Raw genomic sequence first — 22,362 nt, 5'->3', positions numbered from 1 at the left:
CTTGCTAGCTCTAGGTTACCCGTAGGAGCCGTGGAATCCCGCCAAGATATGAAAACCCAAACCCTACTGACCAGTAACCTAGTTCGATGCCGGGATATGATTTTCCTATGGACACCCTTTCCGGAATGGCTCACAAACCCACGTGGCGCGGCTGGCTGCACGCCGGCACGGCCCCTGTGGTCTTGGTGGCGGGGATCATTCTTGTGGTTCTAGCCCCAGGCACGCCCACTAAGATTGCATGCGCCATTTACATCTTCACCGGCGTCCTGCTTTTTGGCACAAGCGCGCTTTATCATCGCGGGAACTGGTCCCCCACGGCCAGGGCAACGCTTAAGCGCTTGGACCATAGCAACATCATGCTGGTGATCGCCGGGTCCTACACGCCGTTGTCTTTCCTGATGCTGCCCCGCCCCACCGCCACCTTGCTGCTGTGGATGATTTGGATCGGCGCCGTAGCCGGAGTGCTGTTCCGAGTGCTGTGGGTCAGCGCCCCCCGTTGGTTGTACGTTCCCATCTACGTGCTGCTGGGCATCACCGCACTGTTCTTCCTCCCGGACTTTTGGGCGGCCGGAGCGGTACCCACGCTGTTGATCTGTCTGGGCGGGGCCATGTATATTGCCGGGGCCGTCATTTACGGGATCAAGAAGCCCAATTTCAGCCACCGCCACTTTGGCTTCCACGAACTGTTTCATGCTCTCACCGTGGCCGCCTTCGCCACCCACTTCGTGGCCGTGGTGCTAGTGGTTTTCGCCTAGCCCGATCCTGTGCCAGCACCAAATGACAGCTCAATAAGCTGCTAGAAGCGGATCGCGTCAATGACCTTGACGCGAATGGCCACCAACGCCGGAATGGCACCGGCCAGCGCTCCCACCAGCACGGCGGAGCCCAACCCCAGCAGTGCGGCCTCCACAGGGAAGGCCGGGTAGGCATCCAGCCCGGGCGCCACTTGCGCCTCCACCAGCGGATTCTTCACGATCGCCACCGCAAGCATCACCCCCACGGCACCCGCCACCGTGGTGCCCACGACGGATTCCATCATGACGCCGGTGAATATCCGGCCCGAGGTTGCCCCGAAACTGCGCCGGATGCCGATCTCACGCACACGGTAACGCACTGTCACCATGGAAATATTCAGCAGACCAACGGCACCGAGCAACAGAATCAGCGCCGCAATCCCGGACACCGCAATCTGAATGACGGCAAAAGGATCACCGTAGGCCGCATAGTCGCTGCGATACACCCCCACGTGGGCGCCCGGGAGCTGCTGCACGAGGTCGGCATTGAGGACCTGAACCAACTCCTCCGACATCCCCGTAGGCACCCAAACGCGCAACTCCTGCCCGCCGCCATACCCGTCCCCGCCAACACCAACCGCCGCAGCGGCCTCCGTCAGCATGAACGCTTGTGGCATCGCTTCCGGATACTGATCCGGCATAACACCGATGATTACGGCCGTGGCGCTCGACTTACCCAAGATCTCCACTTGTGGCTCGGTGACCAGATTCGGCCGTCCCGCAGCCGTGTAGAAAGCCTCATTGACGACGACGGCGGGAGCCAGCCGCTCGGCGTCGTCGGGGGCAAACCACGCACCCTTGGAGACGTCCACCCGGTGGATGGTGCCGTAGGGCGGGTCCATCACCGTCAGCTCCACATTTTGCACCCCGCTGGGAAACTGGAAGCGGGCCTGCGCCTGCTGCAAGTGCGATGCGTGGGTAAAGCCGTAGCGGTTCACCACGGCGTCGAGGATTTCTTTGACACGTGCAGCATCAGGGCTCGCAGCGGATCCCGCATCGGTGTAGATGGAGACGGACACAGTTGCTTCGCGACCGCCGTTGCGCTCAGAATCGAGCCGGATTCCTTCGCGTGCCAAGTTGCCCACGCCCACCACGGTGGTCAGCACGGCGACGGATAGGGCCACACCGATCAATGCCAGCAGGACGCGTGTTTTGTGGATGCGCAGCTCGGACCAGGCCTCGACCATGGCGGAAATGAAGGCCGTCATGCGTCGGCCCCCATGAGGGCTGCGGCGGTGGGAATACCATCGGTCATTGAGAGCACGCCGGCGTCCAGACGGTAGCGGGTACGAGCTCGCGCTGCCACATTGAGATCGTGGGTAATGGTGACCAAGGCTGCGCCGGATTCCGTGGCGATGGTGTCCAGCAAATCCATGACGGCCTGACCGGTCTCCACGTCCAGAGCCCCGGTGGGTTCGTCGGCGAGGATCAGCCGCGGCCGCCGGACCAGTGCCCGGGCAATCGCGACGCGCTGCTGTTCACCTCCGGAGAGCATGTGCGGTTGAGTGGTGGCGCGGGCCGAGAGCCCCACCCGATCCAGCATCTCCATGCCGAGTTCGTTGCGACGCCAAAACTCCTTACGCCCGGCGTACATCAGCGGGGTCACCACGTTTTCCAACGCTGTGCGCCCCGGCAAGAGGTTGAACTGCTGGAACACGAAGCCAATTTTGGAGCCGCGCAGCTTAGCTCGGGTGTTGTTGCGCAGCTTTTCCACGGGTGTGCCAGCAAAGCGCATCTGCCCGCTGCTGGGGACATCCAACAGCCCCAGAATATTCAGCAATGTGGACTTTCCGCAGCCGGAGCGCCCCACAATCGCGGTGTGGTCACCGACGCGGACCTGCAAATCAACGCCACGCAGAATATGCAGCTTTTCATCGTCCGGCAACACCACGGTACGGGTGACATTACGCAGATCAACCAGCGGTGGATTTGTCTCATCCAGAGCTTGTTCCTGCGGAGCTGCTTCCTGAAGAGCTGCTTCCTGAACCGCTGCGGGCAGCTCCTCATCGCGGTCATCTAAGATGCTGGTCATCCTCAGCCACCCATCATGCCGAAGCCGGACATCTGACCGTCGGGCATCAGGGCGTCGGTGCCGGGCACGAACTCCAAGACTTGTTCCCCCTCGGCGAGTCCGGAAGCGATTTCCACCTGGCTGCCGTCGTTAAGTCCAAGAACTACTTCGCGTTCCTCGGGGGCTGCGCTGCCGTCCACGGACGAAATCCAGACAATGCCGTTTTGGACACTGCCCTTCACAGCCGTCAGCGGCAGCGTCAGCACGTCTTTGGCTTCTCCGGCCGTCAAGTTGATGGTGGCCCCGAGTCCGGGGAACACTGTCACATCTGTGGGAATGGCGCAGCTGACCTGCCCGGTTCCGGCATCGGTTCCGGGCCCGGAGATGACGCCGGGGTTCTGGTCATTTGTCGCAGCGGAGTTGGCTGGGGCATCGGCGTTGCTGAGTTGAACATTTTGGCAGCTAAAGGGTGCCGGGCCGTTGGTTACTGTGCCTGTGGCGGTTGTCGGTTTCCCCATGAGGCGGAATTGCTGGGCGGTTGTTAGCGAACCTCTGATGGAAAAGGTGCCGGGGCTGATAGTGCCAACGCTCTCGCCAACACTCGTATCTTGGTCCATCAGAACGGTGAGCGTTTCGAGTGTGCCGGTCGCTGTGGCCAGCACGTTTGTGTAGGAATAGATCGGGCCGGGCGCGGGCCGGGGTGCTCCGGAGCCCTCATCATCAGACTCCTGAACAACCACGGCGGACGGCTCGGGCATCACCTCGCTGCGGATCTGAAAGATCCGCTCCCCCACTGAGAGCTGTGCACCTTGGTCCACGAAGAAATGCACCACTTTACCGGCAGCGGTGGAACGCACGGGAACAGCGGAATCGCTTTCTACGGTTCCGGTCAATTCCACGGTGTTGGTCACCGTGGCGCGGCTAGCCTCAATAACAGGAGCTTCAACACGCGCTTCGGGAAAAATCTCTTCACTAGAGTCATTGAGCCCATCAATGAACGCAATTTTCACGAGGGCCACCGCAATGACACTGAAAATCAGAATCCAAACGATGGGAAAAACCACACGACGCAGCACACGCATTCTTGTTACCTTCCGGAATCTCCCCACAGATCCCCGAGCGGAGAAGTGTCCCGCTCAATCTACCCGACCGGTCAGAAAGACCCCAGACATCTCACAGTGGCTGCGAAGAAATGTGAAATGTGTATCCGGGCGTTCCAGACCAACGACTTCCTGAGGACTACCTCCCAAGCGTGAATTCAACACCCTGACGACCGGCCCGTCAGCGCAGGAGCGTACGGAGCGCTTCGGTATTTGAGACCGGCCGGGCACAGCTCAGAGAGCGGCACACATAGGCCAAGGGCACAGCAGCCGTCATGAGTCTGTCCGCTGGGCCTTGCGAACTACCGGATTGGCGGGCCCCGCTGCGGTCTGCCAGTCCACGCCCCTCCAGCAGCGGCACGGGCGCGGCACCGACTCCGTCCCAGACAGCAATGACCATGCCAGGGGAGGACGCTGCCCACGCGGATCTAACTAACGCTTCCCGCTCTGCACCGGTGGAGCCCACCACCGCCACTTCCAGCGGTCCTGCCAGTAACGCTTCGGCGACGGCCAGCAATCCCCCGGCCGATCTCGGCGCCCTCCGAGCAAGATCCGGCAACGTTGCCAGTAACTGTGCTACCAACTCCCGGTGCCGGGCGGATCCGGTATAGGCCGCCCACGAGGTGAAGGCTTGCGCCAACAACGCCACTCCGCCGGCCGTGGCGTTATCGAAAGGATCAGCGAATCGGGAGCCCTGAACGGCAGCGGCTGCGCCCCCAGCACCAACGGCGGTGCCAGCGTCCGCCGCCTCGGCAGCAGAACCTGCACTGATAGAGCTGTGGCTGAGCACCACCCCGTCAACGATGAATTCCTGCTCCGCAGCGCGCACTAGCTCGCCGGCGAACTCAAACCATCGTGGGTCTCCCGTGGCTGCGTACAGTGTCAGGTAGCCGTTGGCACAAGCGGCATAGTCCTCCAAGAGCCCCTTGATGCCGCGTGCCCGGCCATCGTGCGATACCCGGGTCAGCGCCCCGTCCCAATGAACCGCGTACAGATATTCGCCGAGTTCGGTAGCTGCTTCCAGCCACGCCGGTTCCGCCAAGACCATGGCCGCTTCGGCCAATGCGCCCATGAGCATGGCATTCCACGACGCCACCACCTTGTCGTCTCGGGCAGGCATGACTCGTCCCTCGCGGACAGTGAGCAAGGCAGGCTTGAGCCGTTCCCACGCGCCCTGTTCGCTAGCGCTCAGTTCCCGGCCTGCATGCAGCGGGTGGGTGCCCTGCGGGCCAACACCCATCGCGGTCGCCACTGTTGCGGCCAAATCCGCCGCCACGTCAGCACCGTCAGCACCGTCAGCACCGTCAGCTCCACAATTTTCGAAAGCCGCAGCCTCCAATTCTGCAAGCGTCCAGGTATAGCTGGCACCCTCATAGTGGACGCCGTCGATGACCGTATCCGCATCCAGCGAGGAAGCAAAAGCCCCGCCTGGGAGCCGCATTTCCGCCAGCAGCCATGCCACCGTGGACTGCGCGGCGTCGCGGGCCTCGGCAACGCTGAGCGGCGCAATGCCATCGGCACCCTTCACAGTGTGTGATTCCGGATTGTGTGATTCCGGAGCAGCGGTGGGATCCTGCGCAGCCATCGATTCCTGCGCCATAGTTGTCTGTTGGTCGGGTGTGGGCTGGGCCAACCGGATCCAATGCACCAACGCCTGTAGCAGGCCGGCATTGTCGTACAGCATTTTCTCGTAGTGCGGCTCGGACCAATCAGCGCTGACGCTGTAACGCGCAAAACCGCCACCGAGCCGATCAAAAACGGCCGATCGCACCATGGCCCCCAGCGTCCGGCCTGCCACGCCAGCAGCCAACGCCGCGCTTGGCGAACCGGCACCCGCATGCCGCAGCAAAAATTCCAGCGCAGGGGTCGGCGGGAACTTGGGCGCCGTCCCCATCCCGCCGTGTGCCACATCTTCGGCCTGTGCCATGGCCGTCACCGCCGCTGCAGTAGCTTCCGGCCACGGGTTCTTTGGCACCTGAAGTTCGACGCCGGATGGCCCCTCCTGTGTATGGCTCACCGAGGCGGCGCTCACCTGCCATAAGGGGCGGGACAACGTTTCAGTGAGGTCGTTGGCGGTGGTTTCCACGAGCTCGCGGCGTTCTTCCCACGCCTCACGCACGGCAGCTAAAACTTGCTGGAAAGAGGGCCTGCCCGGGGCTGGATCCGGAGCAAAGTACGTTCCGGCGTAAAAGGCTTTTCCCTCCGGGGTCAAAAAGACGCTCATGGGCCAGCCACCCTGTCCACTCAGGGCTTGGGTCGCTGCCATGAAGGTATCGTCCACATCGGGGCGTTCTTCACGGTCTACCTTGATGGAGACAAAGTGCTGGTTTAGATAGGCGCCAATGGCTGGGTCTTCAAAGGACTCCCCCGCCATGACATGACACCAATGGCACGCGGCATACCCCACGGATAGAAAAATGGGGACATCGCGTGCCACTGCTTCGGCGAAGGCAGCATCGTCAAAGGGCTGCCACGCCACTGGGTTGTGGGCGTGTTGGCGAAGGTAAGCGCTTGGTTCACCTGCCAGCCGGTTCATGGTTGGGGCTACTTCTGGCCCTGCGTGGACGCTGAACCAGACGCGGAACCAGACGCGGAACCAGACGCTGAACCAGACGCGGACTGCCCGGCTGGTGCAGTACTCGAGGTGGTGGTGTGCGCCGGAATTGGAGTGCCGGCGTCGTTCTTCTCAGCATCGATCACAGCGTCACCAGCAAGCACAGCGTCACCGTCAAGCACAGGGTCAGACTCAACTACCTCAACGACCTTGTCTCGGAAGCCATTCTCATAGCTGGCGTCCTTCATATCCTTCTCGGACATGATGGGGATGCCCATGTATTCGGTGGCGCCGCCGGAGTGGCTTTCCTCGACCTGTGCTCGGTAACGAACGCGACGAACGCGCTTGACCATGTCACGGATGAGGAAGAACATGATCAGCACGATGCCGAAGGTCATGACAAAGCCCAGCAGGCCGGGAGTGATTTGATCTTCGGTCAGGCCGGGGCGCAGGCCGGGCTGCGTGGGAATGGCAGGGTCAGTGTTGGCGAGCAAAATCAGTGTGAGCACAATTCGTCTTTCGTTTCATCCCCGGCGGCACGGTGTCAGCGGGAAACGTCCACTACCTATCGTAGGCCAGCAAACAGGTCGTTCTCCGGTTCAGTGGTGGGAACGCGGGATTCAATGAGTGAATAATCCTCCCACGGCCACACTTTGCGCTGCATGGGTGCGCTGACGGCGAAGAAGAAGCCGTCAGGATCCACCTGGGTGGCGTGCGCGCGCAGGGCGTCGTCGCGGGTTTCAAAGTAGTCGCCGCAGTCAATCTGGGTGGTGGTGGGGTGTTTGCTGACCGGCGGGGTGTGGCCCTCGGTGTCGGCTTCGAGCCAGGCAGCGAGGCGCTCCGCATACGGCGAGGCCAGGCCGGCTTCTTCCAGTGCGTAGTGCAGGGCACGGAAACGCTGGGGATTAAACGCCAGATCGTAGTAGAGCTTGGACGGTTCCCACGCCGGACCCGTGCCCGGGTACTTCTCCGGGTCCCCAGCAGCATGGAACGCCTCAACGGTGACCTTGTGAGCCATGATGTGATCGGGGTGCGGGTAGCCGCCATTCTCGTCATAAGAGATGATCACGTGGGGCCGGAAGCGGCGGACCAGACGCACCAGCGGGGCGGCGGCAATCTCCAACGGTTTGAGTGCAAAGCAGTTGGCTGGCAGAGCCGGCAGCGGGTCACCTTCGGGCAGGCCAGAATCGGTGAAACCCAGCCACTGATGCTTGATGCCCAAAATTTTGGCGGCCTTGGCCATTTCCAGGCGTCGAGCACCGCCCATGTCGCGGGCGGCGTGGGGGTCCCCCACCAGTGCGGGGTTCTGGATGTCGCCGCGTTCCCCGCCTGTGCACGTGGCCACCATAACCTCGACGCCGGAGGCCACGTAGGAGGCCATCATGGCCGAGCCCTTACTGGCTTCATCGTCGGGGTGTGCGTGAACCGCCAAAAGTCGCAGTGGTTCCTGATCATGACTCACAGTGGTGCTCACGGAAACTACCTTCGATTCTTCGCTGAGGCGCGGGATGACTATTTTTAGGACAAATTTTAGGACAAACTAGTGCGGCTAAAATGAAGGCTAAACTTATCAAAGACCCAACGTCCCTTTTGCAAGGGGCGCCCGGCCGCGGCTACCGCGGAACAGACTCAAGTGGATGCAGTGACAAATTCTGATTCTTCGCCAGCTACCAGCCTAACCAATCGCTACGGGACACCCAAGCGCAAGGTGTCCAAAAAAGTACAGAAGATCCTCCTCATCGTGGCGGCCGTACTGTCCGTGACCTGGATTCTCTGGGTGGTTATTGGCTCAAATGACGGCATCAGCCAAAAGGATGTCAGCTACCACGTGGTGGATCCAACCCTAACCACCGTTGATATTGCTGTGACCAAGGACGCGGACGCCACAGCCCGGTGCGCTATGAAAGCGATGGATGAAAGCTACGCGGTGGTGGGTTGGAAAGTAATCACCATTGGCCCCAACGGCAAGGATGTAGGCTCCGAGAACGGCCGCACCACAACCGTGCGTACCGAATTACGCACAGATTCCCTTGCCGTCACCGGAATCGTGGAGCACTGCTGGATCGTTGAGTCCTAGCCAGTCCTAAGCAGTCCTTAGCGCTCCTGAGCTGCCCTAACCAGTACTCAGCAGTCAACTGAAGTAGTCAAATGAAGCAGTCGACGTAACATCGGCCACCTCGATTCTTGGGTTTATTTGTCTTATTGACTAAACTGGAAGCTATTACCATCTGCCCCGCTTGATTGGTCCCTAATTTTACGGCGCATGGATTGTGCAGCATTGATGTTGCACAGGCATGAACGTTCACGGGATCGACACCGGCGGGGCCTTTGCATTTGTACATTCAAGGAGAACTACGTGTCTACCACTAACAGTGCGCCGTCAGCATGGCTCACGCAGGAAGCCTACGACCGTCTGCAGGCTGAACTCACTCAGATGTCCGGCCCCGGCCGCGCTGAGATTGTCAGCAAGATCGAGCAGGCTCGCCAAGAGGGCGACTTGAAGGAAAACGGTGGCTACCATGCGGCCAAGGATGAGCAGGGCAAGATCGAGGCTCGTATCCGCCAGCTCAGCGAAATGCTGCGCAACGCCCGCGTGGGCGAGGCCCCGGCCGACGACGGCATCGTAGAGCAAGGCATGGTGGTTGTTGCCACGATCGCTGGCGATAAAACTACTTTCCTGCTCGGCAGCCGCGAAGTTGGCGCCGGCGATCTGGAAGTCTTCAGCGAACGCTCAGCCCTCGGCGCAGCCATCATGGGCAAGCAGATTGGCGACAAGCTCAGCTATGTAGCCCCCAACGGCCGCGACATTGCCGTGGAGATCATCTCCGCCAAGCCGTACCAGAGCTAAGACTTCACCCTCCTTGACCGGGCGCCCAACCAGCGCGCCAGTCAGGACGCCCCAATAGGGACATGTGCAGAAAGGATAGGGCCGGGTTTCCACTGGAAACCCGGCCCTATCCTTGTGCAGGAAGCCTTGTGCAAGCACCTTGTGCAAGCAGCTTTGTTGGCCCTACCTTAGTGCACCACGATCGGCTGGAACCCTTCGGCTCGCAGCGCCGTCAGCACCAATTCGCAGTGTTCGTGGCCCTTGGTTTCCAGGTTCACGGTGATGGAGACATCGCCCATGGAAATGGAGCCCCCCACGCGGGTGTGATCCACCCCGGTGACGTTGGCATCATTCTCGGCAATGATGCGCGAGATGGTGGCCAACGAACCGGGCCGGTCATTGAGCATCATGCGCACGGTCATGAATCGGCCGGCAGCGGCAAGACCTCGCTGGATGACCTTGAGCATCAGCATGGGGTCAATATTGCCGCCCGAAAGCACCACCACGGTGGTGCCTGGATTCTCAATTTTGCCCTCCATGAGGGCGGCAACACCCACGGCACCGGCGGGCTCCACCACCATTTTGGAGCGCTCCAGCAAGAAGATCAGGGCCCGAGCCAGCGAGTCTTCGCTCACTGTCACCACGTCATCGACCAGCTCGCGGATGATGGAGAACGGCAGCTGTCCGGGCCGGCCCACAGCAATGCCGTCAGCCATGGTGGAGACCCGCTTCAGGGGCACCAAAGCATCGGCGGCCAACGAGGGAGGGTAGGCAGCAGCGTTCTCAGCTTGAACGCCAATGACCCGGATCTCCCGGCCCAATTCCTTGGCCCGAGCCTTGACCGCAACGGCCACACCGGCCAGCAGCCCGCCACCGCCCACACCCATGATGATGGTGTCAACGTTGGGCACCTGATCCAAGATCTCGAGCCCGATGGTCCCCTGCCCTGCAACGATGTCCACATTGTTGAACGGGTGCACAAAAACGGCCCCGGTTTCATTGGCGTACCGCTCCGCCTCAGCCAGCGACTCGTCGACGTTGTACCCGTGCAAGACCACTTCTGCGCCGTGCCCACGCGTGGCAGCCAGCTTCGGCAGCGCCACACCCACCGGCATGTAAATCCGCGCTTTGATACCCAGTGCCTTGGCGGCCACGGCCACACCCTGGGCATGGTTCCCGGCCGACGCCGCCACCACTCCGCACGCACGTTCCTCGGCCGTCAATTTCGCCATCCGCACGTATGCGCCACGGACCTTGAATGATCCGGCCCGCTGCAGGTTCTCACACTTGAAGAACACTTCCGAATCGGTCATCCGTCCCAGCGCCCGTGAACTTTCAATCGGCGTGAGCGCAATAATCTCCTGCAGCAGTTCCCGGGCATGTTCAATATCTGCAAGGGTCACGGGGAGATCGCTGGTAGCGTTCACGGTTCTTTTCTCTTTCTCTACGGAACTTCGGTGGAACAGTTGCACCGCCGGAACTGGCGGCCGCAAAAAGGGGTAGCGCGGTTAGGGTTCGACGCCGGACCCTGGCGTAGTGGTCGCGTCAGTTTGGGTGGCACCCAAGGAGGCGACGGAACTTTCGGTGGCGTCAGCACCGGCGTCGGGCATGGGTTGTGGGAGTCCATAGAGCGCAATCATCTCAGGATCGCGTTCCCAACTTCGCCCGGCAATGTAGCGGATGAACGAGTTTGCCACGGCCAGCATCGGCACCGCGAACAAGGCGCCCAGAATTCCGGCGATGCCTGAGCCTGCGGCGACGGCCAGGATCACGGCCACGGGGTGCAGTGAGACGGCGCGGCCCATGATGAAGGGCTGCAGTAGGTGACTTTCCAGCTGCTGGACCAACAGAACGATGCCGAGCATGATCAAGGCGTTGACCCAGCCATTGGCCACCAGAGCCAGCAGCACGGCCACGGCACCGGTCACGAGGGCACCCACCACGGGGATGAAGGAGCCGACAAAGACCAGCACGCCCAGGGGCAGGGCTAGCGGGACCTGGATGATTGCGGCACCTGCGCCGATACCGATGGCGTCGACGGCAGCTACCAGGATCTGGACGCGGGCGTAGTTCCCTAGGGAGGTCCAGCCGCGGCGGGCTGCGCCGTCAACGGCGGGACGGGCACGCCTGGGGAAGAACTTGACAATGAAGGCCCAGATATCTTGGCCTTCGAGCAGGAAGAACAGCAGGATGAACAGGGTCAGTATCAGGCCCACGCCGAAGTGGGTCAGGCTGGAGCCCACGCCGAGGGCGCCGGAGAGGATCGCGTTGGAGTTGTTCTGCAGGGCGGCCAGCGCCTCATCGAGGTACTGGGTGATCTGGTCATTGCTGATGGCCAGCGGGCCGGCGTTGAGCCATTCCTGGACCTGGATCAGGCCCTTGATGGCCTGTTGGCTCAGATCGGTGAATCCCACCACCATCTGCCGACCCACGAGGAAGAGCGCACCCACTACGAGGACAATCATTCCTACCTCGGCGATGGCAACACTGAGGCCCTGGGGGACGCCGATCCCCTTCAGGCTCTTCACGATGGGGCGCAGGAGGCTGGCCAGAATCGTGGCGATCATGATCGGGATCAGCAAGATGGTGACCTTGCTCAGGAGCCAGATCAACATGGCGGCTACGATCAGCACAATTGCCATCCGCCAGGACCAGGCGGCAGCAATGCGCATACCCTGGGGAACCATCGCGGAATCATTCAGGACAGCACGCTCGTCGTTCAGCTTTTCAGGCGTCATATAGTAATACTTCCCCATCCGGTAAAAATTCGTTAAACGGCGTCCATTTCCGCGCGCGGCGCCGTAATGCTCACAGGGCTGTCAAGGCTCCAGTAGAAGGGTGTCAGAGCACCGAATCAATGCCCCAGTTCATGGTGAAGTCCTCCCCCGGTGCCAGCCATTGCAGGCCGTCGCCGGAGTTGAAGGCGTTGGCCGGTCCCGTCATCGGTTCCATAGCCACAGCCAGGGAACGTCCAGGGAACACATCGGTGACGTACACGTGAACATATTTCACACTGCCGTCATGCCACAGACTCACGCTGCGCCCATCCGCGGCTGACAGCGTGTGCGAGGCAACGCCGTCGTCCGTCTCCAGATCGGTAAAGGCGGTATCCATGAGGGAATCGGGCACTGGCCGGCCCTGACGCAGCTCGAAGCGGCCGCTCACGCCTTGGTTGCCGGTGGGGATCATGCGCTCGTTCGCGGTTAAATACGTTGCCGCGTGCACGGTTAAAGTCAGCTGCTCGGCCGGGATATCGCCGAGGGTGAAGTAAGGGTGCGCGCCGAGAACAAACGGGGCAGGTTCAGTGGAATCGTTGATGAGGGTCTGGGCCACGCGGAGACTGCCGTCGGACTCCAGCGAGTACCGCACTTGGTGGCGGAGCAGAAACGGGTAGCCGTGCTGCGGATGGATGATGGCCTCCAGCAGGACGTGGGCCTCCCCCGTTTCCAACGCGTGGTAGCCGGTGTTGCGCAACAGCCCATGAATGGCGTTGTTCCGGGGCACCTCGGTGATGTCCAGCTGCTGCGGTTTGCCGTCCAGTTCCCAGAGACCGCCGTCAATGCGGTTGGCGAAGGGCGCCAGCGTAATGCCGGCCGCGCCGGGCGCAATCGACTCCTCCGGGTAGCTCTCCACGAGCGAAATCCCGCCCCTGTCATAGTGACGCAGTCCGGCGGCCAGTGATGTCACAATGGCGGTGGCACCAGCACGCACCAGAGTGAACTGGGTGCCTGTGACCGGGCGGGGTTCTGTGTCTGCTGCGTTTTGCGCGTTTGCTGCGTTGTTGTTGGCTGCGGTGTTGTTGGCTGCGTTTTCCGCGCCAGCGGAGGTGTTGGAAGTACTCATGGTGATTAGGCTACTGCCTCCATGGGAGGAAATTCTCCTTGATCCACAGAAAGCTACTGCGCAAACACCACCCTTAATGTAATATTTTGTTTGAAACTGTTTATTTTAAATCGGCTTACTTCTATCGGCGACGAAACCAGGGGTCCTTCCATGCTTGCACCAGAGCGCCAAGCGCGCATCCTCAAGGAATTGCAATTGCATGAGGCCGTGCGCGTAGCCGATATCGCGGCTCTGTTGAACGTCAGCGAAATGACCATCCGCCGCGATATTGAGACCCTGGATCAGAACGGGCTGGCCCGCAAGATCCACGGCGGGGCCATGCGTCTGGCCCGTCTCAGTTCCCTGGAACCTGGCTTTCTGCTCAATGTCGATAAGGAACTTGTTGCCAAATTGGCCATCGCTAGCGAAGCGTTGAAGCTGGTTCAGCCAGGTATGACCTTGGCCCTGACCGGCGGGACCACCACTTACCAGCTGGCCGTGGCTCTGGCCGCCGAGCTGGACAGGCTCCGCAATCTGACGGTGGTCACCAACTCCCTCAAGGCTGCCGAACTGCTCTATCACCAGCAAGGCAGCTCCGATCTGAAGGTCATTGTGACAGGTGGCGAACGCACGCCGTCGGAAGCGCTTGTGGGTCCCGTGGCCTGCCTGGCCCTGCGCAATCTGAACACGGATATTTGCTTCATGGGCGTGCACGGTCTGGATGTGGACCGCGGTCTAACCAGCCCCAATTGGCTCGAGGCCGATACCAATGCCGCCTTCATTGATGCCACCACGCGGGTGGTGCTGCTCGCCGATGCCTCCAAGTTCCAGGTCCGGTCCCTAGCCGCGATCGCGCCCATCTCCGCCGTCGACACCATCATCACCGATGACGGCATCCGGCCAGCCACCGCCGATTTGTTCGCCAGCCGAGTGCCGAACTTCATCACGGCAGCACCAAACTCAGCAGCTTCCCTCACGACCGCTACCGCAACCAGAAAGTCCTCATGACCATCGCCACCAGTACACGTCTCGCCGACGGCCGCGAACTCATTTACTTTGACGACGGCGCCCACGCCAAGTCCCATACAGCGCTAGACACGCGTCCGTTGGATGCCCGCAGCGAAGAGAACACCGGAGAGTTACGTTACGACGCCCTTACCGGAGACTGGGTTGCTGTTGCCGCCCACCGCCAGACCCGCACCTACCTGCCCCCGGCCGATCAGTGCCCGTTGTGCCCCACCACCGGTGCAAACCTCTCCGAAATTCCAGATTCAGCCTACGACGTGGCTGTTTTTGAAAACCGCTTCCCGTCTCTGGGCCCGGCAGTGGGGACCATTCCACAGAACCCCGCCTGGGGCACCATAGGCCGAGCCTTCGGCCGGTGCGAAGTAGTGGCTTTCACCCCCGAGCACACCGGTTCCTTTGCGGGTCTCTCGCAAGAGCGCGCCCGCACCGTCATCGACGCCTGGGCCCACCGGACCGAGGCTCTGAGCGCACTTCCCGGCGTCAAGCAGGTCTTCCCGTTTGAGAACCGCGGGCAGGATATTGGCGTCACCCTGCACCACCCGCACGGGCAGATCTACGCCTACTCCTATGTCCCGCCACGCAGCGAAGTCATGGCCGCCGCGGCCTGCATGTTCTACGACGCCCACAACGGCCAAGCCACCTTGCTCGGCGACATTGTCCGTAAGGAATCCGAATCCGGTGAGCGCATGATCGCCCAGGGCGAGCACTTCAGCGCCTATGTGCCCTTCGCCGCACACATGCCGCTGGAAATCCATCTGACCCCGCACCGCCACGTCCCTGACTTTGCCGCCCTCAACGACGCCGAGCGCGACGAGCTAGCAGTCATGTACCTCGACGTCCTGCGCCGCCTGGACAACCTGTATGACACCCCCACCCCGTACATTGCCGCTTGGCACCAGGCCCCGTTGGACCCCGTACTTCGTCCGGCCGGCCGCTTCCATTTGGAACTCACCTCTCCGCGCCGCGCCGCCGACAAGCTGAAATTCCTGGCCGGCTCCGAAGCTGCCATGGGCGCCTTCATCAACGACACCACTCCGGAACAAGTAGCCGCGCTTTTGCGCAGCACCCCCGGCACCCTGACCCCGAAAGCAGATTTGCTATGAGCCAGTCCATTAATGCAGCCGAGGTTGCTGCGGCCTTTACCGAGGCCTTCGGTTCAACTCCCGACGGCGTGTGGGCCGCCCCGGGACGCGTGAACCTGATCGGCGAACACACCGACTACAACGAGGGCTTTGTGCTGCCGTTCGCGATTGACCGCGCAGCCGCCGTCGCCATCAAACTCCGCACTGACAACGTGGCCCGGCTACGTTCCAGCTACGGCGAGGCACCCACCGTCACGATCGATCTGGACACGCTCTCCCACGAAACCATGCAGGGTTGGACGGCGTACCCGCTGGGCGTGGTCTGGGTCATGCGCCAGATGGGCATCGCCATTGGTGGCTTTGACCTCTTCCTCCACTCCACCGTCCCTTCGGGCGCGGGCCTGTCTTCCTCGGCTGCCATCGAGTGCGCCGTGGCGACCGCCTTCAACGAGTTGGAAGCTGCCGGGCTCAGCCTGAACGAGCTGGTACTGGTGGGCCAGCGCGCCGAGAATGAGGTAGTGGGCGCTCCGACAGGCATTCTGGACCAGTCCGCTTCACTGCTATCCACCGACGGTCACGCGGTGTTCCTGGACTGCCGGACGCAAGAATCCAAGCTGGTTCCGTTGGATCTGGCGGCTGCCGGGCTGCTGATACTGGTGGTCGATACCAAGGTCACCCACGCCCATGCCACCGGCGGCTACTCTGCCCGCCGCGCCTCCTGCGAGTTGGGTGCCGAGGTGCTCGGTGTTTCGGCACTGCGTGACGTTGCCGCCGCCGATCTGCCCGAGGCTTCCGGTCTACTGGATGAGGAGACGTTCCGCCGCGTGCGCCACATTGTCACGGAGAACCAGCGCGTGCTGGACACCATCGCCGTATTGGACGACGCCGGACCGGTCGCCATTGGCGAGCTCCTCACCGCAAGCCACGTGTCCATGCGCGATGACTTTGAGATCTCTTGCCCCGAGCTGGACCTCGCCGTGGATACCGCGCTGGCTCACGGCGCGCTGGGCGCCCGCATGACCGGTGGCGGCTTTGGCGGTTCCGCCATTGCCCTGATTCCGGTGGCCGAAGAAGCTACGGTGCGGCACGCCGTCGTGCATGCCTTTGCAGAAGCGTCTTTCACGGCGCCGGATATCTTCGCTGTCTCCCCTGCCCCGGGTGCCCGCAAGATCAGCTAGCTATTAACGAACAAAGGGTCTCGACGGGCTCGACCAGAAGTGGTCGAGCCCGTCGAGACCCTTTTGCATTACCAGGTGTTACTAGCTCTTGAAGTCCGCGTGAGCCTTATGCGCCGTGGCAATCTGCTCCAGGATCTCTTCAGATTCCGGGTGCTTATCGCGCAGCTTGGTTTCCATAGCCGAGATGGTCTTTTCCTCGTCCATGAGCAGGCCGTAGACGCGCTCACGCTCGTTAGCGTCTGCCGTGTAGTCCAAGTCCAGGTAGCTCTGCGCATGGCGACGAGCGTTGTTAAGGACCGTCTGAGCCTTGCCGGACTTGCTCACCAGCGAGGCCACAATGGTGATGGTCAGGACGCCGATGATGACCGTCAGGGAAAGCCCGGTGGAGATCTCGAAGACGGGAACGCGCTCGCCACCGTTGATGAACGGCAGGTTGTTCTCGTGCAGTGCGTGCAGGACCAGCTTCACGCCGATGAAGGCCAGGATCGCGGCCAGGCCGTAAGCCAGGTAGATCAAGCGGTCCAGCAGTCCGTCCAACAGGAAGTACAGCTGGCGCAGGCCCATGAGGGAGAACGCCGTGGCCGTGAACACGATGTACACGTTCTGGGTCAGGCCGAAGATAGCCGGAATCGAGTCCAGTGCGAACAGCAGGTCGGTGCCGCCAATGGCCACCATGACCAGCAGCATGGGGGTGAGTACCTTCTTGCCGTTGATCACGGTGATGAGCTTGTCGCCGTCGTACTTATCTGAAGTGTTGAAGAGACGCTTGGCGAGGCGGATGATGAAGTTGTCCGCGTCGTCGCCGTCGCTGCTATCCTCGCCCTTGAGCAAGTTACCTGCCGTGATGAGCAAGATGATGCCGAAGATGTAGAACATCCAGGACCAGGTGTTGATCAAGGCTGCGCCGGCAAAGATGAAGCCGGTACGGGCGATCAGTGCGAAGACGATGCCGAAGAGCAGCACCTTCTGCTGGTCCTCGCGGGGGACCTTGAAGCTGGCCATGATGACCAAGAAGACGAAGAGGTTATCTACGCTCAGAGCCTTCTCGGTAATGTACCCGGCGAAGTATTCTCCACCCATGGTGGCACCGCCGAAGGCCCAGAGGACGATGCCGAAGACGATCGCCAGTCCAACATAAATTGAGGACCAGACCGCGGCTTCCTTCAAGGTGGGAATGTGCGCCTTGCGGATATGGAAGAAGTAGTCAAAGGCCAAGAGGGCCAAAATGACCACAATGGTAATGCCCCAGATCAGAGGGGAAACGTTCATGAGCTGCTTTCGCTAGTTATCGAACAATGGAAGGTGCGGGTTTCCATTGCAGCAACACCCGGCCGCAGGGACCGGGCGTTGCAAAAGGTAAAAAGTGTGATGGGGTTAATCGTTGCCCCGCAGGATCGCCAGCAGGCGCAAGATTTCCACGTAGAGCCATACCAGCGTCACCGTCAGGCCGAAAGCGGCCGTCCAGGAGTATTTGGTGGGCAGGCCACGTTTAACGCCTTGTTCGATCGAGGTGAAGTCCACGATCAGTGAGAAGGCAGCCAAGCCGATGGCCAACAGACCCAACACCACGCCAAACGGAATGTTCGTGCCCGGGATGTCCATGCCGCGCATGCCCCACGGGTTGTCGAGCACGCCGAACATCATCAGGCCGAAGTTCAGCAGCGAGAACAGTGCATAACCAGCCAGTGCAATGATGAAAAAGCGGGTCATCTTGGGAGTGGCACGGACCTTGCCATTGCGGAACAGGACCAAGGTCACGGCAAACACGCTCAGCGTGCCCAAGAGGGCCTGGATGGCGATGCCGGGGTACATCTGCTCGAGCAGGCCGGAGAGCCCGCCCAAGAACAAGCCTTCAAAGCCCGCGTAAGCAAGAATCAGCGCCGGCGAGGGCTCCTTCTTGAAGGAGTTCACCAGGCCCAGCACCAGGCCGACGATCATGCCCGGCCACATCAGCACCGGAATCATCCAGCCAACTGCGGCGCCAACCAGCACCAGAGTCAGTGTGATGACGGTCTTCATGATGACGTCGTCGTAGGTCATGCGTCCGGTCTGGGACGCATTCGCGGACGGCTTGTTGTACAAGTCCTGAAGCTGCTGTGCCGAGAACTGTGCCTGGGCGGACATGGTGTCCGCGCCAGCGTTGACGTTGCCACGGTAGCCCGCCGGCGTCTCCTTGAAGTTCTTGTTATTGGCAAATACCGGGTTTCCACCAAGTGCCATCGTGCCTGTGCCTCCAAAAATAGGGGGTAATTATTCCTATTACTCTATCAAGTCAAGCGTTTCAAACAGCTATTTTGTTCCTGACAGGCCCGATTGTCAGTTTGCTGCCAGCAAACATTCACCAACTGTTCACGTTGACCCCAGATTCTGGCGGCTCCCCGGCTCCCCGGCCCGGTCCGAAATGAAAATCGACCCGTGAGTTAAGGTCGCTTTGATTCACCAAAGCGACCTTAACTCACGGGTCAATTTCACAGGAACGGCTTTACACGTACCCCAGGTCGGACTCGAACCGACACTGAACAGATTTTAAGTCTGGTGCCTCTGCCATTGGGCTACTGGGGCTGATCCATCAGGACCGTTACTGGCTCCTGTCTACAATACTGGATACGGGCCCTGCCAATGAAACCGCCAATCAGCGCGCGTTGAATGGATCGGCGTAACGGAAATCTCCGTGGCTGCCCGGTTGGTGGTTCGCCAAGGCCAGCGCCATGAAATGCGAACCCCACGACGGATCCGGGGAGACGATTCCCAAGGAATCCGCGGGCACAAATCCAAACCGCGGGTAGTAGTCGGCGCTGCCCAGAAGTACCAGCGTGGACTCCCCCATCGCATTCGCCGCCTCGATGCTGGCGTTCATCAACGCGGAGCCAACGCCTTGGCGCTGATACTCCGGTTGCACGGCGATGGGGCCCAGGCCCAAGGACTCCTGCTCACCGATCCAAGCCCGGGTGGTAATGACGTAGCCCAGGATCTCGCCACGGACCGACTCGGCCACCAACGATAAGGCGGGCAGATACTCCCTGGAGGCAAATAGACCACGCAACAATTTAGCCTCGACCGGCTCAGGAAAGGCCGCTTCCACCACAGCAAGGATCTCGGGCCGGTCATCAGCCCGTTCGCGTCGAATGATCATGGCCCCAGCTTAGCGTCCCGTACCGACACACCTTTTGACTGCGCATCCTGGCAAGAGGCTTCCGCGAACACTTTAAAGTCCGACGCCGGCCATCCCCAGAAGGTGGGGAGAGCCGGCGTCGTTGGTTAGTTAGCAGGAATGACTACTTGGCAGCAGCGTCTTCCTTGACTTCAGCAGCCGGAGCCTCAGCAGCCGGAGCGGCCGGAGCGGCCGGAGCCGGAGCAGCAGGCTTGGGCTTCGGAGTCGCAGCGGCCACGAACGTGGCGCGGGGTGCCTGCAGGTTCTCCAGCTGGGCGAGGTCGCGGCCGGCCAGCATGGTGACGAACCAGTCCATGATCACGCGGAACTTGCGCTCCACGGTGGGCATGGCCAGGCCGTGGTAGCCGCGGTGTGCCAGCCAGGCCAGGGGGCCCTTGAGCTGGATGCCCATGATCTTGGCAACACCCTGCCACTCGCCGAAGCCTGCAACAGCACCGAGGTTCTTGTGCTTGTAGCCCTTCATCGGCTTGTTGAAGCGGCTGGCCCACAGGTTCTTCGCGAGGCGCTTGGCCTGGCGCAGGGCGTGCTGGGCGTTGGGGACGCAGGTGCCGTCCGGCAGTCCGCCGGTGACATCCGGAACAGCGGCAATGTCGCCGGCAGCCCAAGCGTTTTCGATGACGCCGAATTCGCCGGTGATCTGCAGGTTCGTGTTGGTGGAGACGCGGCCGCGGGGTTCCAGCGGGAAGCCGGTGGCGCGGATCATGGGGTTGGCCATGACGCCGGCGGTCCAGATCAGGGTGTCTGCATCGAATTCCTGCGCGACGGTCTTGTCCGGCAGGTTGATCAGCTTGATGCCGTTGCCTTCGGCGTTGTCCAGCGAGGTGTTCAGCAGAACTTCCACGCCGCGGCTGCGGAGGTGCTCCACAACCCAGACGGCCTGCTTTTCAGTGACCTCGGGCATGATGCGGCCCATGGCCTCGACGAGCACGAAGCGCAGTTCGGACTGGTCAACACGGTCGTTGAGCTTGACGGCGGCGCGGGCCATGTCCTCAAGCTCGGCGATGGTTTCGATGCCGGCAAAGCCGCCGCCGACAACCACGAAGGTGAGGGCGCGCTTGCGCACGGCGGGGTCGGGCTCGGTGGAGGCCTGTTCGATGAGCGAGAGCACCTGGTTGCGCAGCGCAACGGCTTCTTCGATGGTCTTCAGGCCGATGCCTGATTCGGCCAGGCCCTTGATGGGGAAGGTGCGCGTGATGGCACCGGCGGCCATGACCACGTCGTGGTAGGGCAGTTCGAACGGGGTGGCACCGTCAACCGGGGCGATGACAGCCGTGCGGTTCTCGTGGTCGATGCTGGTGACGGAACCCTGGATGAGCTCGGTGTGCTTGAGGTGCTTGCGGTGCGAAACCACTGCGTGGCGTGCCTCGATGTTGCCGCCGGCAACCTCGGGCAGGAACGGCTGGTACGTCATGTAGGGCAGGGGATCAACAAGGGTGACGATGCCACCGGACTTTGCGATCTTCTTCTGCAGGTTAAACGCCGTGTAGAGGCCGACGTAACCGCCGCCAACTACAAGGACGCGCGGACGTGCTGAAAAGGTGGGTGTGATTGCCATACCCCCATACTACATTTCTTTGTGAAAACATTCACTAGCTTGTTACTGTGACCCGTAACTCAAATATTTTCACGTACGACGCCGGCACTAGTGTTTGTGTTTGCTGCCTAGCCGAGGGTGCCGGGAGGCTTCGGGGTCAGCTGCTGCTTGCGTCCCAGCGGACGATTCCTTGTCCTTGGCGTCCGCGGGGCCTGTAGCCGAGGCGACAGCCCCGGCGAGAGTCTCTGCTTCTGCACCAGTTCCAGCTCCCGCCTCCGGAACCGCCCGAATCTTGCGCCGCGCCACCAAGAGGTGTGTGCTGCCGGCAGCAAGAATGAGCACCAAGAGTCCGGCTGATCCCAATACCAGAGTCTTTGGCAGGGAGCTATCCAGCTTGCCTCCCTCAACGGCCACCGGCGCGCCCACCTCGGTCAGCGACGGCTTGGGTTGCGGCACGGTGGTTGCAGCCGCGCCGGTGGTGGGCGGGGCAGCCACGCCACGGCGGTGGACGCGGATCCATTCCGAGATGCTGCCCATCGGGTTGGCGGTGACTTCGGGAACCTCCGCCGTCAGTGCAGCTTCAGCGTCAAGAATGCCGTAGCCGTAGATGGCGTTCGGGATGCCCTCTCCCTTGGGTTTGGCCGTTGAGATGATCCGGTTGATAACCTGGGCTGCGCTCATTTCCGGATATTTGGAACGGATCAGCGCCGCCACTCCCGAGACGATGGGGGCGGCACCGCTGGTTCCGCTCCAGCTGGCATAGCCGCCTCCGGGCAAACCGCCAGCCAGATCCTCAGCCGGGGCGCTGACACCAATGCTGATGCCTTGGGAGGAGGAATCGATGCTTGCCGTGCCATCCTTATCCAAACCACCAACGGCCAGGATGCCCGGAATCGTAGCCGGAGCACCGACCTGTTCGCTACCGGATTTCCGGTTTCCTGCCGCGGCAACAATCACCACGTCGTTGGCTTCTGCGTAGGCAAAGGCGTCGTCCCAGCTCTGCGGCCAGGCGGTGGAGGTGCTGCCCAAAGACATGTTGATGACCTTGGCGCCTTGGTCAACGGCCCAGGTCACGGCTGCTGGAATCTGATCGTCAATGTTCTTACCCGACGGGTTTTCAGTGCCAAGCCATACGGAGATGCTCAGCAGTTCGGCCTTGGGGGCAACTCCGATGACACCGTCAGGCCCAGCACCGACGGTTTCCTTGGGCTTGGCTGAACTGCTGGCTTTGGGTGCGCCCGTGGACGGAGTAGCGGTGGGGG

At 61.6% G+C, this 22,362-nt stretch carries 19 protein-coding genes, 1 tRNA gene and 1 pseudogene; 6 read left to right on the top strand and 15 right to left on the bottom strand.

Annotation, left to right across the window (positions count from 1 at the left end; genetic code table 11):
• The first annotated feature begins 107 nt into the window (after positions 1–107).
• The gene (locus AB0O97_RS18420) at positions 108–755 is read left to right on the top strand and encodes a hemolysin III family protein (RefSeq protein ID WP_363836967.1); all 648 of its coding nucleotides are present in this window, start codon (positions 108–110) and stop codon (positions 753–755) included.
• Positions 756–796: 41 nt separating this feature from the next.
• Here the strand turns inward: AB0O97_RS18420 and AB0O97_RS18415 are convergent, their stop codons facing one another.
• From AB0O97_RS18415 to mca, 6 genes and pseudogenes are all read right to left on the bottom strand, one after another.
• Positions 797–2,002, bottom strand: coding sequence for an ABC transporter permease (locus AB0O97_RS18415; RefSeq protein WP_363884641.1), 1,206 nt, complete (start codon positions 2,000–2,002; stop codon positions 797–799).
• The gene (locus tag AB0O97_RS18410) at positions 1,999–2,826 is read right to left on the bottom strand and encodes an ABC transporter ATP-binding protein (RefSeq protein WP_363884640.1); all 828 of its coding nucleotides are present in this window, start codon (positions 2,824–2,826) and stop codon (positions 1,999–2,001) included. Before AB0O97_RS18410 ends, AB0O97_RS18415 begins: the two co-directional genes overlap by 4 nt.
• Before the next feature lie 2 nt (positions 2,827–2,828).
• A complete protein-coding gene (locus AB0O97_RS18405) occupies positions 2,829–3,887 on the bottom strand; it encodes a secretion protein HlyD (protein WP_363884638.1) in 1,059 nt (352 codons plus the stop codon).
• Positions 3,888–4,086: 199 nt separating this feature from the next.
• Positions 4,087–6,441, bottom strand: a complete 2,355-nt coding sequence (locus AB0O97_RS18400) for a thioredoxin domain-containing protein (protein ID WP_363884637.1) — start codon at positions 6,439–6,441, stop codon at positions 4,087–4,089.
• Between the two features lie 323 nt (positions 6,442–6,764).
• Positions 6,765–6,971: pseudogene (locus AB0O97_RS18395) on the bottom strand (hypothetical protein); the annotation flags it as partial.
• A 53-nt stretch (positions 6,972–7,024) separates the two neighbouring features.
• A complete protein-coding gene (gene mca / locus AB0O97_RS18390; RefSeq protein ID WP_363884635.1) occupies positions 7,025–7,933 on the bottom strand; it encodes a mycothiol conjugate amidase Mca in 909 nt (302 codons plus the stop codon).
• A 168-nt stretch (positions 7,934–8,101) separates the two neighbouring features.
• Between mca and AB0O97_RS18385 the strand changes: the two genes are divergently transcribed.
• Positions 8,102–8,536, top strand: a complete 435-nt coding sequence (locus tag AB0O97_RS18385; protein WP_363884633.1) for a DUF4307 domain-containing protein — start codon at positions 8,102–8,104, stop codon at positions 8,534–8,536.
• 279 nt (positions 8,537–8,815) lie between these two features.
• Positions 8,816–9,307 carry a transcription elongation factor GreA gene (gene greA / locus AB0O97_RS18380; RefSeq protein WP_363884631.1) on the top strand — a complete coding sequence of 164 codons (492 nt, stop codon included), beginning with the start codon at positions 8,816–8,818 and terminating at the stop codon, positions 9,305–9,307.
• A gap of 167 nt (positions 9,308–9,474) precedes the next feature.
• Here the strand turns inward: greA and ilvA are convergent, their stop codons facing one another.
• The 3 genes from ilvA to AB0O97_RS18365 all read right to left on the bottom strand — a co-directional run bounded on the left by ilvA (position 9,475) and on the right by AB0O97_RS18365 (position 13,129).
• A complete protein-coding gene (ilvA, locus tag AB0O97_RS18375; protein ID WP_363884629.1) occupies positions 9,475–10,713 on the bottom strand; it encodes a threonine ammonia-lyase in 1,239 nt (412 codons plus the stop codon).
• An 81-nt stretch (positions 10,714–10,794) separates the two neighbouring features.
• Positions 10,795–12,024, bottom strand: coding sequence for an AI-2E family transporter (locus AB0O97_RS18370; protein ID WP_363884627.1), 1,230 nt, complete (start codon positions 12,022–12,024; stop codon positions 10,795–10,797).
• A 103-nt stretch (positions 12,025–12,127) separates the two neighbouring features.
• On the bottom strand, positions 12,128–13,129 hold the full coding sequence (locus AB0O97_RS18365) for an aldose 1-epimerase family protein (protein WP_363884625.1): 1,002 nt from the start codon (positions 13,127–13,129) through the stop codon (positions 12,128–12,130).
• A gap of 150 nt (positions 13,130–13,279) precedes the next feature.
• Here AB0O97_RS18365 and AB0O97_RS18360 point away from each other — a divergent pair, with 150 nt between their 5' ends.
• From AB0O97_RS18360 to galK, 3 genes are read left to right on the top strand one after another with little or no spacing between them, the layout of a single operon-like run.
• Positions 13,280–14,116 carry a DeoR/GlpR family DNA-binding transcription regulator gene (locus AB0O97_RS18360; RefSeq protein ID WP_363884623.1) on the top strand — a complete coding sequence of 279 codons (837 nt, stop codon included), beginning with the start codon at positions 13,280–13,282 and terminating at the stop codon, positions 14,114–14,116.
• Entirely contained in the window at positions 14,113–15,237 is a 1,125-nt protein-coding gene (gene galT, locus AB0O97_RS18355; RefSeq protein ID WP_363884621.1) for a galactose-1-phosphate uridylyltransferase, read from the top strand. Before AB0O97_RS18360 ends, galT begins: the two co-directional genes overlap by 4 nt.
• Positions 15,234–16,394 (top strand): galactokinase, encoded by a 1,161-nt coding sequence (gene galK / locus AB0O97_RS18350; RefSeq protein ID WP_363884619.1) that lies wholly within the window; start codon positions 15,234–15,236, stop codon positions 16,392–16,394. Before galT ends, galK begins: the two co-directional genes overlap by 4 nt.
• An 81-nt stretch (positions 16,395–16,475) precedes the next feature.
• Here galK and AB0O97_RS18345 read toward each other — a convergent pair whose 3' ends face one another.
• From AB0O97_RS18345 to AB0O97_RS18320, 6 genes are all read right to left on the bottom strand, one after another.
• On the bottom strand, positions 16,476–17,663 hold the full coding sequence (locus AB0O97_RS18345) for a TerC family protein (RefSeq protein WP_363884617.1): 1,188 nt from the start codon (positions 17,661–17,663) through the stop codon (positions 16,476–16,478).
• 105 nt (positions 17,664–17,768) lie between these two features.
• A complete protein-coding gene (locus AB0O97_RS18340; RefSeq protein ID WP_363837007.1) occupies positions 17,769–18,614 on the bottom strand; it encodes a Bax inhibitor-1/YccA family protein in 846 nt (281 codons plus the stop codon).
• Between the two features lie 269 nt (positions 18,615–18,883).
• Positions 18,884–18,956: transfer RNA gene (locus tag AB0O97_RS18335), tRNA-Leu, on the bottom strand.
• A gap of 70 nt (positions 18,957–19,026) precedes the next feature.
• Positions 19,027–19,527 (bottom strand): N-acetyltransferase, encoded by a 501-nt coding sequence (locus AB0O97_RS18330; protein WP_363837009.1) that lies wholly within the window; start codon positions 19,525–19,527, stop codon positions 19,027–19,029.
• A 142-nt stretch (positions 19,528–19,669) separates the two neighbouring features.
• Positions 19,670–21,121, bottom strand: a complete 1,452-nt coding sequence (locus AB0O97_RS18325) for an FAD-dependent oxidoreductase (RefSeq protein ID WP_363884615.1) — start codon at positions 21,119–21,121, stop codon at positions 19,670–19,672.
• An 87-nt stretch (positions 21,122–21,208) separates the two neighbouring features.
• A partial coding sequence (locus AB0O97_RS18320) for a S8 family serine peptidase (RefSeq protein WP_363884613.1) occupies positions 21,209–22,362 on the bottom strand: 1,154 nt, incomplete at its 5' end.

The organism is Specibacter sp. NPDC078692 (genome assembly GCF_040686835.1).
Classification (GTDB): Bacteria; Actinomycetota; Actinomycetes; order Actinomycetales; family Micrococcaceae; genus Specibacter.
Note: the sequence above shows the minus strand (reverse complement) of the source record. Positions and strands in the feature narration are given on the sequence as shown.

Excerpts from the sequence above, each read along its gene's own strand:
- AB0O97_RS18420 (WP_363836967.1), top strand. The coding sequence starts at position 108 with ATGGACACCCTTTCCGGAATGGCTCACAAACCCACGTGGCGCGGCTGG.
- AB0O97_RS18415 (WP_363884641.1), bottom strand. The coding sequence starts at position 2,002 with ATGACGGCCTTCATTTCCGCCATGGTCGAGGCCTGGTCCGAGCTGCGC.
- AB0O97_RS18410 (WP_363884640.1), bottom strand. The coding sequence starts at position 2,826 with ATGACCAGCATCTTAGATGACCGCGATGAGGAGCTGCCCGCAGCGGTT.
- AB0O97_RS18405 (WP_363884638.1), bottom strand. The coding sequence starts at position 3,887 with ATGCGTGTGCTGCGTCGTGTGGTTTTTCCCATCGTTTGGATTCTGATT.
- AB0O97_RS18400 (WP_363884637.1), bottom strand. The coding sequence starts at position 6,441 with ATGAACCGGCTGGCAGGTGAACCAAGCGCTTACCTTCGCCAACACGCC.
- AB0O97_RS18370 (WP_363884627.1), bottom strand. The coding sequence starts at position 12,024 with ATGACGCCTGAAAAGCTGAACGACGAGCGTGCTGTCCTGAATGATTCC.
- AB0O97_RS18365 (WP_363884625.1), bottom strand. The coding sequence starts at position 13,129 with ATGAGTACTTCCAACACCTCCGCTGGCGCGGAAAACGCAGCCAACAAC.
- AB0O97_RS18360 (WP_363884623.1), top strand. The coding sequence starts at position 13,280 with ATGCTTGCACCAGAGCGCCAAGCGCGCATCCTCAAGGAATTGCAATTG.
- galT (WP_363884621.1), top strand. The coding sequence starts at position 14,113 with ATGACCATCGCCACCAGTACACGTCTCGCCGACGGCCGCGAACTCATT.
- galK (WP_363884619.1), top strand. The coding sequence starts at position 15,234 with ATGAGCCAGTCCATTAATGCAGCCGAGGTTGCTGCGGCCTTTACCGAG.
- AB0O97_RS18345 (WP_363884617.1), bottom strand. The coding sequence starts at position 17,663 with ATGAACGTTTCCCCTCTGATCTGGGGCATTACCATTGTGGTCATTTTG.
- AB0O97_RS18340 (WP_363837007.1), bottom strand. The coding sequence starts at position 18,614 with ATGGCACTTGGTGGAAACCCGGTATTTGCCAATAACAAGAACTTCAAG.
- AB0O97_RS18330 (WP_363837009.1), bottom strand. The coding sequence starts at position 19,527 with ATGATCATTCGACGCGAACGGGCTGATGACCGGCCCGAGATCCTTGCT.
- AB0O97_RS18325 (WP_363884615.1), bottom strand. The coding sequence starts at position 21,121 with ATGGCAATCACACCCACCTTTTCAGCACGTCCGCGCGTCCTTGTAGTT.